Origin of the sequence: Caballeronia sp. AZ7_KS35 (assembly GCF_023631045.1) — a bacterium.
GTDB lineage: Bacteria > Pseudomonadota > Gammaproteobacteria > Burkholderiales > Burkholderiaceae > Caballeronia > Caballeronia zhejiangensis.
In genome coordinates this window covers 165,204-178,883 of record NZ_JALQDV010000032.1, presented here as the reverse complement: position 1 = coordinate 178,883, position 13,680 = coordinate 165,204, and the positions used below count along the sequence as shown (strand labels likewise).

The 13,680-nt window shown below is 63.1% G+C and carries 14 protein-coding genes; 4 read left to right on the top strand and 10 right to left on the bottom strand.

The window, feature by feature from the left end:
• Positions 1-95 precede the first annotated feature (95 nt).
• Positions 96-2,291, top strand: coding sequence for a hybrid sensor histidine kinase/response regulator family protein (locus NCT05_RS20600; RefSeq protein ID WP_250503062.1), 2,196 nt, complete (start codon positions 96-98; stop codon positions 2,289-2,291).
• A gap of 27 nt (positions 2,292-2,318) precedes the next feature.
• Here NCT05_RS20600 and NCT05_RS20595 read toward each other — a convergent pair whose 3' ends face one another.
• Genes NCT05_RS20595 through NCT05_RS20585 form a run of 3 tightly spaced genes read right to left on the bottom strand, consistent with a single transcriptional unit; the run spans position 2,319 to position 4,296 of the window.
• Positions 2,319-2,786 carry a hypothetical protein gene (locus NCT05_RS20595; RefSeq protein WP_250503061.1) on the bottom strand — a complete coding sequence of 156 codons (468 nt, stop codon included), beginning with the start codon at positions 2,784-2,786 and terminating at the stop codon, positions 2,319-2,321.
• A complete protein-coding gene (locus tag NCT05_RS20590) occupies positions 2,787-4,106 on the bottom strand; it encodes a PQQ-dependent sugar dehydrogenase (protein WP_008353020.1) in 1,320 nt (439 codons plus the stop codon).
• A 22-nt stretch (positions 4,107-4,128) separates the two neighbouring features.
• A complete protein-coding gene (locus NCT05_RS20585) occupies positions 4,129-4,296 on the bottom strand; it encodes a hypothetical protein (protein ID WP_250435961.1) in 168 nt (55 codons plus the stop codon).
• 177 nt (positions 4,297-4,473) lie between these two features.
• Between NCT05_RS20585 and NCT05_RS20580 the strand changes: the two genes are divergently transcribed.
• A complete protein-coding gene (locus NCT05_RS20580) occupies positions 4,474-4,635 on the top strand; it encodes a hypothetical protein (protein WP_167561849.1) in 162 nt (53 codons plus the stop codon).
• Between the two features lie 66 nt (positions 4,636-4,701).
• Here NCT05_RS20580 and NCT05_RS20575 read toward each other — a convergent pair whose 3' ends face one another.
• Genes NCT05_RS20575 through NCT05_RS20565 form a run of 3 tightly spaced genes read right to left on the bottom strand, consistent with a single transcriptional unit; the run spans position 4,702 to position 7,289 of the window.
• Positions 4,702-5,082 (bottom strand): DUF3175 domain-containing protein, encoded by a 381-nt coding sequence (locus NCT05_RS20575; RefSeq protein ID WP_008353024.1) that lies wholly within the window; start codon positions 5,080-5,082, stop codon positions 4,702-4,704.
• Between the two features lie 16 nt (positions 5,083-5,098).
• Positions 5,099-5,716 (bottom strand): UdgX family uracil-DNA binding protein, encoded by a 618-nt coding sequence (locus NCT05_RS20570; protein ID WP_250456855.1) that lies wholly within the window; start codon positions 5,714-5,716, stop codon positions 5,099-5,101.
• A 10-nt stretch (positions 5,717-5,726) separates the two neighbouring features.
• A complete protein-coding gene (locus NCT05_RS20565) occupies positions 5,727-7,289 on the bottom strand; it encodes an FAD-dependent oxidoreductase (RefSeq protein WP_250503060.1) in 1,563 nt (520 codons plus the stop codon).
• 201 nt (positions 7,290-7,490) lie between these two features.
• Between NCT05_RS20565 and NCT05_RS20560 the strand changes: the two genes are divergently transcribed.
• Positions 7,491-8,897 carry a cytochrome c peroxidase gene (locus tag NCT05_RS20560; protein ID WP_250503059.1) on the top strand — a complete coding sequence of 469 codons (1,407 nt, stop codon included), beginning with the start codon at positions 7,491-7,493 and terminating at the stop codon, positions 8,895-8,897.
• Between the two features lie 29 nt (positions 8,898-8,926).
• On the opposite strand, the gene ehuA is transcribed toward NCT05_RS20560, so the two are convergent.
• Genes ehuA through ehuB form a run of 4 tightly spaced genes read right to left on the bottom strand, consistent with a single transcriptional unit; the run spans position 8,927 to position 12,039 of the window.
• The gene (gene ehuA, locus NCT05_RS20555) at positions 8,927-9,751 is read right to left on the bottom strand and encodes an ectoine/hydroxyectoine ABC transporter ATP-binding protein EhuA (protein ID WP_284504347.1); all 825 of its coding nucleotides are present in this window, start codon (positions 9,749-9,751) and stop codon (positions 8,927-8,929) included.
• A gap of 26 nt (positions 9,752-9,777) precedes the next feature.
• Positions 9,778-10,437 carry an ectoine/hydroxyectoine ABC transporter permease subunit EhuD gene (ehuD, locus tag NCT05_RS20550; RefSeq protein WP_208456975.1) on the bottom strand — a complete coding sequence of 220 codons (660 nt, stop codon included), beginning with the start codon at positions 10,435-10,437 and terminating at the stop codon, positions 9,778-9,780.
• A gap of 5 nt (positions 10,438-10,442) precedes the next feature.
• On the bottom strand, positions 10,443-11,135 hold the full coding sequence (gene ehuC / locus NCT05_RS20545; RefSeq protein ID WP_008353030.1) for an ectoine/hydroxyectoine ABC transporter permease subunit EhuC: 693 nt from the start codon (positions 11,133-11,135) through the stop codon (positions 10,443-10,445).
• Positions 11,136-11,184: 49 nt separating this feature from the next.
• Positions 11,185-12,039, bottom strand: coding sequence for an ectoine/hydroxyectoine ABC transporter substrate-binding protein EhuB (gene ehuB, locus NCT05_RS20540; RefSeq protein ID WP_175979466.1), 855 nt, complete (start codon positions 12,037-12,039; stop codon positions 11,185-11,187).
• A 226-nt stretch (positions 12,040-12,265) separates the two neighbouring features.
• On the opposite strand from ehuB, the gene ehuR reads away from it, so the two are divergent.
• Positions 12,266-13,663: a MocR-like ectoine utilization transcription factor EhuR gene (gene ehuR, locus NCT05_RS20535; RefSeq protein WP_250503058.1), complete on the top strand. Its 1,398-nt coding sequence runs from the start codon at positions 12,266-12,268 to the stop codon at positions 13,661-13,663.
• Positions 13,664-13,680 lie beyond the last annotated feature (17 nt).

The window sequence follows — 13,680 nt, the reverse complement described above, 5'->3', positions numbered from 1 at the left end:
TTTAAAGAGAATGCCGGCGTTTTCTTCATTCTTCATACCGCTCCGACTCCTCGCCGGTTACGATATGCCGGTCGACTTCCTCGGAGACGCAACGCTTGGACTCCACAGAGACCGCGACATTCGATCTGCCGCTGCCTGCCCGCCATTTCGCATCGATGCGCAAGGTGCTGCTGCTCGTATTGGGCGCATCCATCGTCATTCCGGTCGCGTGCCTTTGCATCTACGGCTACTACGATCATCAGCGCCGCTTCGCCGATGCGCGGGAACTCACGGAACGCCTCACGCGCGTCGCCGACGAGCACGCGCTGAAAGTGATCGACCTCAATCAGCAACTGGAGACGCGCATCGTCGATCTGCTCGGCGATAGCGACGACGCGCTCATCAAGAGCCGCGAAGCGGAGCTGCATCGCACGCTCGACGACATGAGCGGCACGCTCGCGCAAATCGCGGCGATCTCCGTGTTCGGCGAGAAAGGCGCGCTGCTCGCCAACAGCCGCTGGTATCCCGCGCCCGCGATATCGATCGAGGATCGCGACGATTTCCAGTCCGCGCGTGCGGTGGCGCCCGTCACGTACTTTTCGTTGCCCTTGCGCGGCAAGGTGGCGCGCTCGGATGTCTTCACGACGACGATGGGACGCATCGGCCGAAACGGGAAGTTTCTGGGCGTCGTGTCGATTGCGTTGAAGCGCGACTACCTCACCGATTTTTATCGCGAACTCGCGGCGGGCGACAAGGCGGTCGTCATCGGGCTTTATCGGCGCGACGGCAATATCCTCGCGCGCTTTCCGGCCGCCATGGAGAGCAGGCAACCCGCGACCAATACACCCTTTACCGCCGCGTTTCGCAACAACGAGCTTTACGGCAGCATGCGTCTTCGTTCGACCGTCGATCACGTCGATCGCTTGCTCGCGTTCAGACGCGTGGGCGACTATCCGCTCTATGTGTCGACGGGCTATGCGGCCTCCGCTGTTCTCGCTCGCTGGCGCAATCACCTTGCGCTCGTCGCGACGATGGCGCTCGTGCCGTGCATCGCGGTGTGGCTGCTGATCCTGTTCTCGATCCGCCGGCTCAATGCGGAGCAGGCCGCATGGGAACGCTGGCAGGCCGAAGTCGCGACGCGCCTTTCCGTCGAGGCGTCGAGCCGGCAATTGCGGCGCATGGGCGCGCTCGGCAATCTCGTCGCGAACGTCGCGCACGACTTCAACAATCTGCTGATGGTCGTCGGCTCGAACATGGAGCTTGCCCGACACAAGCGCTTCAACGACGTCGAAAGCGAAGTGCTCGCGGTGGAACGTGCCACGGCCGGGGCCGAATCGCTCGCGCGGCGGCTGATGAGCGTCGCGCGCAAGCAGCCGCTGAAACGCGAGCTCGTCGATCCCGCCGACTGGCTGCGAAGCGTGCTCGATCTCGTGAAGAAATCGGTGCATCCGTCCGTCGCGGTGACGCTGGAGTTATCGCCCGATCTGTGGCGCGTCATGGCCGATCGGGTCGAACTGGAGATCGCGCTCGTGAACGTCGCGGTGAATGCGAGCGATGCGATGCCGCACGGCGGGCGCGTGCTGATCCGTTGCCAGAACGCGCGCGTGCGCGGCGCGGAAACGGATATTCCCGATGGCGAATACGTGCTCGTCTCGATCACCGACAACGGCGAAGGCATGACCGAGCAAGTGCAGCGCCGCGCGTTCGAGCCGCTCTTCACGACGAAGCAGCGCGGCGCGGGCACGGGCCTCGGCCTCACGCAGGTGCTCGCCGCGTGCGAGCAGGCGGGCGGCACGGCGCGCATCACGAGCGTGGCGGGATCGGGCACGACCGTGCGCCTCTATCTGCCGCGCCATCATGGTCCGGCACCGAAGGAATCGAAGGCCTATGTGCCGCCCGATGTCGAGACGCCGCCGATCGTGCCCGTATCCGATGAAGAAGACGAGCCGTTGCGCGGCACGTCGGTGCTGCTCGTGGAAGACAACGCGGATGTCGCGGCGGGCGTGACGGCGGTGCTCGAAGTGCTCGGCTGCGCGGTGCATCACGAAGAAAGCGCCGATGCCGCGTTCGCGCTATTGGGCGAAGGTTATGGATTCGATCTCGTGTTGTCGGATGTGCAGATGCCGGGCCGCATGAACGGCATCGATCTGGCCGAGCAGATCATGTCGCGTTTGCCATCGCAGAAGCTCGTGCTGATGACGGGTTATGCCGATGAACTCGAACGCGCGAAGCATCTCGGCGTGCCCATTCTCGCGAAGCCATTCGACATGGACGATCTGCTCGATCTCATCGCGCCGGGCGTGCCGCATTGATCGCGACAGGCGCGTGCCGTGATGCCGCTACTTGCGCACGGCACGCGCGCCGACGAGCGGATTGAACGCCGCGCGCTTCGGCTCGGCTTCTTCTTCCGTGCTCTTCTTCGCGGCGCGCGCCTTCGCGCGCGGCGGCGATGGGTCGCCGCCCAGTTGAGTCAGGAGATCTTCGTCGTCCTCGGCTTGCGCTTCGTCCTCTTGCGTCTCGCGCGCGCCGCCCGCGAGATGCTCGACCACGGAGATGAAGTCCTTGCGTGCGTTCTTCAACGCACGTCCCGGCATCATCACGAGCACGACGGCTTCGTGCACCGTATGGCCATCGACGGTTTGCAGCGTGCCATCTTCGTTCCAGTCGATGCTGCTATTCGCGTAAGCCGCGACGACGTGATGCAGCACCGCAGGCGACATCACGCCCGCATCGTAAAGCCCGACGATCTGCTTTTCCGCGAGCGCGAAGAGACCCGGCGCGCCGCGTGCCGACTTTCGCGCGGCCATTTATTTCGCGGCGGGCGCGACCCGCCACACCGTATTGCCGATATCGTCGGCGACGAGCAATGCGCCTTTGCCATCGATCGCCACGCCGACAGGACGGCCGAGCGCATGACCATCCGACGACAGAAAGCCCGTCAGAATATCTTCGGGCGGTCCTGAAGGCTTGCCATTGTCGAAGGGCACGAAGATCACCTTGTAGCCACTTCTCGGCTTGCGATTCCACGAACCATGTTGACCGATGAACGCGCCATTTCGATAGCGTTGCGCAAATGCGGTGCCGTCATAAAACGCGAGACCGAGCGAAGCGGTGTGCGCGCCGATCGCATAGTCCGGCGCGATCGCCGATTGCACGAGATCCGCGCGTTGCGGCTTCACGCGATCATCGACATGCTGACCGTAATAGCTGTATGGCCAGCCATAGAAAGCGCCGTCTTTCACGGAGGTCAGATAGTCCGGCACGAGGTCGTTGCCGAGTTCGTCGCGCTCGTTGACCACGGTCCAGAGCGCGCCGCTCTGCGGCTGCCACGCCATGCCGTTCGGATTGCGCAAGCCCGTCGCGAAGAGGCGCGACTGCTTCGATTCGATATCGACTTCCATGATCGCCGCGCGGCCGTTCTCCGCGTCGATGCCGTTCTCCGCCACATTGCTGTTCGAGCCGACCGTCACGTAGAGCTTCCTTCCGTCGCGGCTCGCGATGATGTTCTTCGTCCAGTGATGGTTGATATCGCCGGCAGGCAAGTCGATGAACTTCTCGCCCGGCGTCGTGATTTGCGTCGTGCCGTTTTCGTACTTGAAGCGCAGGATCGCGTCGGTATCCGCGACGTAGAGATCGTCGCCGACGAGCGCCATGCCGAACGGCGAATGCAGCTTGTCGATGAACACGCTGCGCGTTTCAGCGATTCCGTCGCCATCGGCATCGCGCAGCAGCATGATGCGGTCCGGGCTTGGAACGGCCGCGCCCGCGCGCTTCATCACCTTCTTCATGACGAAGCCTTTGATGCCTGCGTTTTCGTCGTGCTTCGCGGGCGCATTGCTTTCGGCGACGAGCACGTCGCCATTGGGCAGCGTCGCAAGCCAGCGCGGATGTTCGAGCCCCGTGCCGAACGCGGTCACATCGAAACCCTCGGGCGCGATGGGTTTTTGTCCCTGCGCCCAAGGTTTGGCAGGCGCGATGTTCACCGTCGGCATCATCGCTCTGCGCGGTGCGGGCAGCGTCGGGTTCGGGCCAAAGTCGTTCGCGTAATCGTCGGCGATGGCCGCGCCGCTCGCGAGCAACAACGCGAGCGCGACCGTGCCTGCCAGATGGCTCGGATGCGTTTTCAAACGTGACTCCTGAAACGTCGATTCAACCGCCGCCGATGCCTTGCGTCACCTTGCCCGTTCCGCCGCACGTCTTGCAGTCGGCGCCTTCGAGCTTGCCCGAGCCGTTGCAGTCCGGACAGATGTCTTCGCCGGTACCGGGCGCGCCGGGCTCGGCTTCATCGCCGGGATTGAGAGGAGGTTCTTGCACCATTGCTGTCTCCTTTGAGCGGGTCGCATCGTTTCTTAGCGGAAGCAAGAGACGTTCCTCGTGACGTTGCGAAGCGCCCGCATCATGCGGACGTCCGTTCTGGTACGCGCGATGCTCGCACTATCGTGCGGCGCAAGCCGAGGCTTTTAACCTACGCGATGACTTAGCCAGGAGGGCTTCATGAGCGGAAATCAAAAGCAAACGGGCAATCAGCCATCGACGCCCAAGCAGCACGGCCAGCAAGACCGGTCGCCGGGGCAACCGCAACAGGATCAGCAGAGCGGTCAGCAGCAGCAGAATCAGCCGTTGCCACAGCATCAGGGCGGTCAGCGGCAACCCTGATCTTCATGGAGAAGCGGTAGCCACGCAACGCGCGCGGCCTCGTTCCGACGAGGCCGCGCGGACGTTTCAGGGCTTGCGTCCGAACGCTTCGCGCAAGCGTTTTTTCGCGCGTTCCAGCGTGCTCTTGCGCGACTTCGGCAGATTGCGGCCCGCGCGATTGATGTAGAAGTTCAGCATCGACATTGCCGATTGAAACGGCGAGCCCTTGCGGCGGGTGCTGCGCGTCGACGAGCGCTTGAGCGAATCGGCGATCTCCTGCGCGTTGCCGGTCTTGAAGATGTCGCGCTGAATATCCATTGCATCGCTCGTTTCCATCACATGATGCGACCAGCGATGCGTCGTGCGCTCCGGCTTCTTGCGGACGCTCGCAAGCGAATGCCGCTGGCGCGTGCTGGGCCGCTTGCCGCTATTCTTCTTTTTCGCTGCTGTCTTTGCGCTCGTTGTCATAGTCATTCCCTCAACGCTATTTCCGATGACGCGCGACGAGCCGATGTGCATCGCGCAACGCTTCGACGATTGCCTTGTATGCACGCTCGCGTGTCTCCGGATCGGGCGCGCGCAACGCGAACGAAGGATGATAGGTCGCGACGATCGCATGTCCCTCGTGTTCGAGCGCGTGCCCCATCGAGGCCTGCAGGGTCGCCTTCGAATCGCGCAACACGGACTTGAGCGCAGTCGAGCCGAGCGCGACGATCACTTGCGGCGCAACATCGCCTGTCTCGCGATCGAGCCAGTAATGGCAGGCATCGATCTCGCGCTGCGCAGGCGTCTTGTGCAGACGCCGCTTGCCGCGCGGTTCCCACTTGAAGTGCTTGACCGCGTTCGTTACATACACCTCCTTGCGCGCGACGCCGGCTTCTTCGAGCGCGCGATCGAGCATCGCGCCGGCAGGCCCGACGAACGGCTTGCCCTGCAAGTCTTCCTGATCGCCCGGCTGCTCGCCGACGATCATGATCGGCGCATGACGCGGACCGTTGCCCGGCACCGCTTGCGTCGCGTGTTCCCAGAGCGCGCAACGCCGGCATTCGTCGAGCGATGCGGGCGTCTGTTGCGGGTCGATATCGGCGCGTTTCGTGGCCATGTTCGCGCGCTCAGGCGTTGGCGATGCGACGTGCGTCTTCGAGCGTGAGCGGCTCGCGCATCGCTTCGGCGAGACGGCACACGGCGGCGTCGTGTTCGCACGCGACCACCGCGCCCACGCGTCCATCCTTCATCAGATACGCGATGAAATGCTGCGCTTCGAGATCGCCGTCTATTTCGACGCTGTCGGGCTCGCTGACATGTCCAAGATAGTCGAAGGTCTTCTCGTAGTGATAGGTCCAGAAGTAAGGAACGCCGACATACGTGCGTGCGCTGCCCGCCATGTTGTACGCGGCGACGCGCGCATGTTGCTGCGCGACACGCCAATGCTCGATGCGCACGCGCTGGTCCGAGCGCGGCAACGGAAAGCGCGCGATATCGCCGGCGGCATAGAGCGCGGGCGCGGCGAGCATGGACGTGTCCACATCGATGCCGCCATCGTCCGCGAGCTCGACGTCCGCAAGAAACGACGTGGCGGGATCGACGCCCGTGCCCGCGAGCACGACATCGGCTGCGATCTTCTCGCCGGAATCGAGGATCACTTCGCTCACCGCGTTGCCGCCCCTCAATGTGCTTACGCGTGCATTCATATGAAACGTCACGCCGTTCTTCTCGTGCAGCTTTCTGAACATCTCGCCGATGCGCTCGCCGAACTGCTTCGCGAACGGCACCTTGCCCGGCGCGACGATGGTCACGTCGACGTTTCGCTTCCTCAGACATGAAGCCGCCTCGAGCCCGATGAAACTCGCCCCGACGATCACCGCGCGCTTGTGCTGTTCGAGCGATGCGAGGATCGCACGCGCATCGTCGCGAGTGCGCAGCAGATGTACATGCGCGAGGTTTGCGCCGGGCGTCGTAAGCGGCTTCGGCACGCCGCCGGTGCAGACGAGCGCGGCGTCGTAATCGATCTTGTGCCCGTTTGCGAGTTCGACGCGCCGGTTCTTCGCGTCGAGATGAACGGCAGGCGATTCGTTGCGTTCGATGTCGTGCTTCGCGAAGAAATCGTCGTCGAGCAGGGGCGGAACGTCGTCGGGTGGCATGTCGCCCGCGAGCGTGAACTTGCTGAGCGAGGTGCGATCGTACGGCTCGCGCGCGTCGCCGCCGACCAACACGATGCGTCCGCCGAAACCGGCTTCGCGCAACGCCGAGCAAGCGGCCGCGCCCGCCGCGCCCGCGCCCACGATGAGCATGGTCCGGCTATCGTTGGTCTGTTTCTGCGATACGTCGCCGCTCTCCATGGGTTGCGCGGACACATACACATCGCCGTCCTTGAGCATCGCTTCATAGCGCGTCAACGCCTTCGAAGGCGGCGGCTCGACGAGACTGCCGTCGCCGACATCGAACGTGCCTTTGTGCCACGGACACACGATGCGTCCGTTGCAAATCGCGCCTTCGTCGAGCGGTCCGCCCGCATGCGGGCATTTGGCGGTGTACGCGCGCACATTCTCTCCGTCGCGCACGAGGAGGATCGGAATGTCCTTCGCGTCCTTGTCTTCGCTCTTGACGCACACGCGCGTGCCGCGCCCGGCGGACAGATCCGCGAAACGCGCGACTTTATGCAGGGTGGGGGGCATCGCACTCTCCGGTGGTCATCGAATGAGCGTGAAGCAATAAACGGTCCTCGACGCTCATGCGACGCCATGGCGCACGGCATTCGACGCCACGCATCAGGCGCGACAAGTTGTCCGGGAAAGAACGTTGACGGCTCTCAACCACGATTCCGGCCGCGTTCGTTAGCATCGCTAGCCAACTAATTCGAAAGCTAGAGCCAGTCGATGTCAAACATGTTGAAGAAGTCGTTGTTAGCGGTCGCGGGGGTCGTCATTGCAGGATATCTGGGCATGTCGGGTTATGCGTATCTGCACGACACGGCGTATGCGAGCAAGGCCGCAGAAGGACCGGTGTCGTCGGCGCAAGCGGGTTCCATTCGCAACGTGCTGAACCGCAACGCATGCTATTACTGCCATTCGACGAAGGCCGAATTGCCGTCGTATTCGACATGGCCTGGCATCGCGCAGTTATCGAAGCATGACGTCGAGAAAGGGCTGCGTCATTTCCGTATCGACGCGCTGTACAACGCTCTCGAAGACGGCACGCCCGCGCCTGAAGCCGATATCGCCAAGCTCGAAACAGTCGTGAAAGACGGCACGATGCCGCCCGCTGCGTTCCGCGCCGTGCACTGGAGCACGGGCCTGACGCAGGATGATCGCGACATGCTGCTCGAATGGATCGCCGATGTCCGCAAAGCGAACTATGCGACGCACGGCGTAAGCGACGAATTCGCGAACGAGCCGGTGCAGCCATTGCCGGCATCGCTGCCCGTCGATGCGCGCAAGGTCGCGCTCGGCATGCGCCTGTTCCACGATCCGCGCCTGTCGTCTGACAATTCGATCTCGTGTGCGAGCTGTCATGGCCTCGGAACCGGTGGCGTCGACAACCGCAAGCTATCGCTCGGCGTGGGCGGTCAACTCGGCGGCGTGAACGCGCCGACCGTATTCAACGCGGCGCTGAATCACGCGCAGTTCTGGGACGGACGTGCCGCGACGCTGCAGGATCAGGCGGGCGGGCCGCCGCTGAATCCGGTCGAGATGGCTTCGGTTTCGTGGGATCAGATCATCGGGAAGCTGAACAAGGATGCGGAGTTCACGCGCGCCTTCACGAGTGTGTATGAACGCGGCTGGTCGGGCGACGACATCACGGACGCCATCGCCGAATTCGAAAAGACCTTGCTGACGCCGAGCCGTTTCGACGCTTATCTTCGCGGCGACAAGACCGCACTCAACGAGCAGGAATTGCGCGGCTATCAGCTATTCAAGGCGAACCGTTGCGCGACCTGTCACGTCGGCGCGAATCTCGGCGGCCAGTCGTATGAACGGATGGGACTTGCCGGCGATTACTTCGCGGCGCGCGGCGTTGCATTGACGGATGCGGACAAAGGCCGAGCGAACGTGACACGCGATCCGGGCGATCTGCATCGCTTCAAGGTGCCGGGACTGCGCAACGTCGCGCTGACCGCGCCGTATTTCCACGACGGCAACGTGAACGACCTGCATCAGGCCGTTCGCGACATGGCGAAGTACGAAGTGGGAACGAAGCTATCGGAAGCGGATGTCGAGTCGATCGTCGCGTTCCTCAAGGCACTCACGGGACCCTATACGCCGCTGGCGGCGAGCACGCAGTAAGCCGCACCCGCGCCGCGCGCAGCAACGAATCAAAGCGCCTCGGTCACCGCACGCAGGAACTGCCGCGTGCGCTCATGCTGCGGTGCGCTGAAGAACTGCTGCGGCGGCGCCTGTTCGATGATCTTGCCTTGCGAGAAGAAACACACGCGATCGGCGAACTCTTTCGCGAAGCCCATCTGGTGCGTGACCATCAGCATCGTCAGGTTGTGTTCTTCGCCGAGACGGCGAATCACGTTGAGCACTTCGCCGCATAGTTCGGGATCGAGCGCGGATGTCACTTCGTCGAACAGCATGATCTTCGGCCGCATGGCGAGCGCTCGCGCAATCGCGACGCGCTGCTGCTGTCCCCCCGACAATTGCGACGGGTAATGCTCGCACTTCTCCGCGAGGCCGACGAGCGACAGCAGTTCGCGCGCGCGCTCGGTCGCTTCCTTCTTCGACAATCCGAGCACGCTCATTGGCGCTTCGATCGTATTCGCGAGCGCGGTCATGTGTGGAAAGAGATTGAAGCTCTGAAACACCATGCCGATCTTGCTGCGAACCTGACGAACATGCCGCGGCGATGCGGGCACGAGCTTGCCGCCGCGCATTTCGTGCGTGAGCGGCTGCCCGTCCACTTCGATGACGCCATCGGTCAGCGGATCGAGCGTCATCAGTACGCGCAATAGCGTGGACTTGCCCGAGCCGCTCGGCCCGATGATCGCCACCTTCTCGTTCGGCGCGACATCGAGATCGAGGCCGTCGAGCACGGTCAGCGCGCCGTAGCGTTTGGTGACGTTGCGAAAGCGCACCATCGGCGTGTTCGCGCTGGCGTCGGCTGCGCCGCCGAGCGCGGGGTCGAAATCCCGTTTCATCTGCTGCTCCTGGTATTGAGTCGCGGTCATGGCAGCCTCACGCGCCGTTCGATATGACGCACGCCCGAAGCGAACGTCACGCTGATGATGAGAAAGAAGATTCCGGTCATCGTGATGGGTTCGAGATAGCGAAAGGTCTCGGAGCCGATGTTCTTCGCCTGCTGCATCAGTTCGACGACGGTGATCGCGGAGAGCACCGGCGTGTCCTTGAACATCGCAACAAGGTAGTTGCCGAGCGCGGGAATCACCGGGCGGATCGCTTGCGGCAGAATCACGCCGGTATAGGTGCGCCACGGCCGGAGCGACAGCGCGCACGATGCTTCCCATTGTCCGCGTGCAACGCCGTTGAGTCCCGCGCGATACACCTCGGACACATAGCATGCGTAATGGACCGCGATGCCGAGCGTGCCCGCCGTCAACGCCGACATCGTGAAGCCGTAAAGCGGCGCGACATAGAAGAGCACGTACACCTGAATCAACAGCGGCGTGCTGCGTATGAACTCGATGAAGAACGCAGTCGTCTTCGCGAGCGGCGCGAAATCGCTGCGCCGCATGATGGCGAGAACGAGGCCGAGCACGAGCGCGATGGCGAACCCGACGAGCGTGATGCCGATCGTATAAGTCGCCGCGCGCGCGAGTTCCGGCAGGATATGCAGCGCGTATTTCACATCGAAGAGTTGACCCAGCGACGTCATGATGCGGCCCCCGGTAAGGTGCGGCTCGCGCGACGGATCGCGACATGACTGCTCACGCGCCGCTCGAACACGCGCATCACGGCGACGATCACCTGCGCGAGCACGAAGTAGATGAGCAGCGTGAGCCCGAAGATTTCCGCTGTCTTGAAGGTCGCTTCGTCGAGCTGGCGCGCGCGGAACGTGAGATCCGACAGCGTGATCAGCGAGACGAGCGATGTGCCCTTCAACAGTTCGATCATCAGATTCGTCGCGGGCGGCAGCGCGTTGATCATCGCCTGCGGAAGCACGATGCGACGCAGCCGCGCCGTGGCCGGCATGTTCAGCGCGAGCGCCGCTTCGTACTGTCCGCCCGGCACCGAACGCAGCGCGCCGCGCAGAATCTCGGAGCCATACGCGCCGTAGTGCAACCCGAGCCCGACGATGGCGACCGTGAAGGGCGTCAGTTGCACGTTGAACGGCGGCAGCGGCAGCACGAAGAAGAGCCAGAACAACTGCACGAGTAGCGAAGTGCCGCGAAACACTTCGACATACACGTTGCCGATCCATCGCACGACACGGTATGGCGCGGCGCGCAACGCCGTCGCGACGCCCGCCATGACGATCGCAAGCAGGATGCTGATGAAGGCGATCTGGATCGTGACGAGTGTGCCCTTCATCATCAAGGGCAGAAGCTCACGGAGGTCACTCATGACGGTTCCTCGCTAGTAGATGAAGCTGCGCGTCGCGATGCATCGATGCTCAACCGGCGCACAGTTCCGGCGCTTTCTTCGCTGTCACGTTGGACTTGTCGAAGCCGAAGGGCGCGACCGTCTTCAGATGATCGTCGGTGCCGAGCCACTGATGCAGCTCCTTGTTGACGGCGTCGCGCAGATCGGTGTCTTCGGGTCGGAACGCGAGCGCGCCATAGCCTGTGTGCTTCGGATCGTCGTTGAACTGCTTGATCGCCTCGACCGACGAGCCGCCTTTTTCGGCGAGGCCCTTCATCGTCAATGCGGTGCCGACAGCCGCGTCGGCGCGACGCGCGCGCACGGCCTGCAATTGCGCGGTCGTGTCCGGAACCTGAAGAATCTGGTCGTCCTTGATGCCCGCCGCGCGCGCATAACCGAGTTCCGCCGTACCTGCCATCACAGCAAGCTTCGTGTCCGGCTGCTTCGCGACATCGGCATAGCTGTGCAGGTTCTTCGGATTGCCCTTCATCGTCAGCAGCGTGTCGGGAATCTGATATTGCGGATCGGCGAACGCCACTTGCTTGCAACGCTCGGGCGTGATGTACATGCCCGCTGCAATCACGTCGAAGCGGCCGGCTTTGAGGCCCGGAATCAATGCGCCCCATTCGGTCAGCACCGCATCGACCTTCTTCACGCCGAGCTTGGCGAACACCTTCTTCGCGATCTCGGGCGATTCGCCGGTTACGGTGCCATCGGGCGTCGTGTAGGCGAAGGGCGTTTCGTTCGCATAGCCGATACGCACCTCGCCGGTGCGCTGGATGCGCTGCAAGGTGGTTTCCGCGTTCGCGCTCGTGGCATAGGCGGCAAGACTCGCTGCCGCGACGCACGCCGCCGCCAGCATTCCAGACAGTCGCTTCGTGTTCATATCGTTCCCGTAGTAATGGTTCTTCAAGCGTGGTCGAGTGGGGCGGCGCTGCATGTGAGAGACCGAGGAAAACCCTTACTCCAAGGGGCTTTGGAGTCACTCGCCGCATAGCCACCGACGCAGAATACAAAGCCATATATTTGTTCCGATTGCTCTAGGACAATTATTTTCGCGCGCGCTTTTGGGCCACTATTGCGCATGGAACCAGGCATGCGAGGAACAGCAAGTGAATGAAAGATGGCGCGACGCCGTGCGTACCGTGCAGGGCGTGCAGTCGAAGTACAAGCGGCTCGTCAAGGCGATGGCCGCCGATATAGAAAGCGGCGCGCTAGCATCGGGCGCACGGTTGCCGCCGCAACGCGAAGTCGCCGCCGATCTCGCGATCAGCGTGCAGACCGTCACCAATGCCTACAAGGAACTCGAACGGCAAGGGCTGATTCGATGCGAGGTCGGACGCGGGAGCTTCGTCAGCGCGCGCGTGACCGAAACGATGTCCAATTACATGCTCGACACCGCCGAGCGCTCGGTCGTCGATTTCTCGATCGCGCGCATCGTGCATACGCCCGAGCATGACTCGATGTGGCGCAAGGTCTGCGCGACGCTTTCGACCATCGACGATCAGCCGTGGATACGTGCGTTCCGGCCGATTGCGGGCTTCGACAGTCATCGACAGGCGGGCGTCGAATGGCTCGCTTCGCTCAACATGCCCGCGAAGGTCGAGACGCTGCTCGTCACCAACGGCGTCGCGCATAGCATCTTCCTTGCGCTGGCGAGCATCGTCGGGCCGGGCGATACGGTGCTGTGCGAAAGCCTCACCGATCACGGCGTAATCGGATCGGCGAACGTGTTGGGGTTTACGCTCAAAGGTCTCGAGATCGACGAGCACGGCATTCGCCCTGAGCACTTCGAGGAAGTCTGCGACAGCGAACGCGTGAGCGCGCTCGTCTGCACGCCGACGCTGAACAATCCCACGGTCGCGATGATGCCCGACTCGCGCCGCCGCGCGATTGCGCGCATCGCGGAACGCTATGGCGTCTATGTGATCGAGGACGATGTCTATGGCGCGTTGCCCGCGAAAACGCAGACGCCTATCGCGAGCCTCATTCCGGAACTCGCTTTCTACTGCACGAGCATGACCAAGTCCGTATTGAGCGGCTTGCGCACGGGCTTCATGACGGTGCCGCGGCGTCTTGCGTTGCGTGCGGAAAGCGTGCTGCGCGTCAGTTGCTGGATGGCGACGTCGCCCATCGCGGAAGTCACCGCGCGCTGGATCACGGATGGCACGGCGCAACGTCTCGTGGAGATTCAGCGCGAGCGGCTCGCGGCACGCCAGGGCGTCGTGCGCGAAGTGCTCGGCGAATACGTGCTCGGCAGTCATCCGAACGCGCTTTCGATATGGCTGCGTGTGCCCGACGAATGGGAAGCGGAGCGCATCACGCGTGAATTGCGCAATCGCAATATCGCCGTGACGTCGCCGGATCCGTTTCTCGTGCGCGGCGCGGACCGGCCCAATGCGGTGCGGCTATGCGTGGGCGCGGAAGTCGGCGAAAGCACGTTTCGCAGCGCGGTCGAAACGATGCGCGAAGTCTTCGGTCAGTACCCGCATGTGCATGACTTCAACTAAATGAACTAGGACAATCG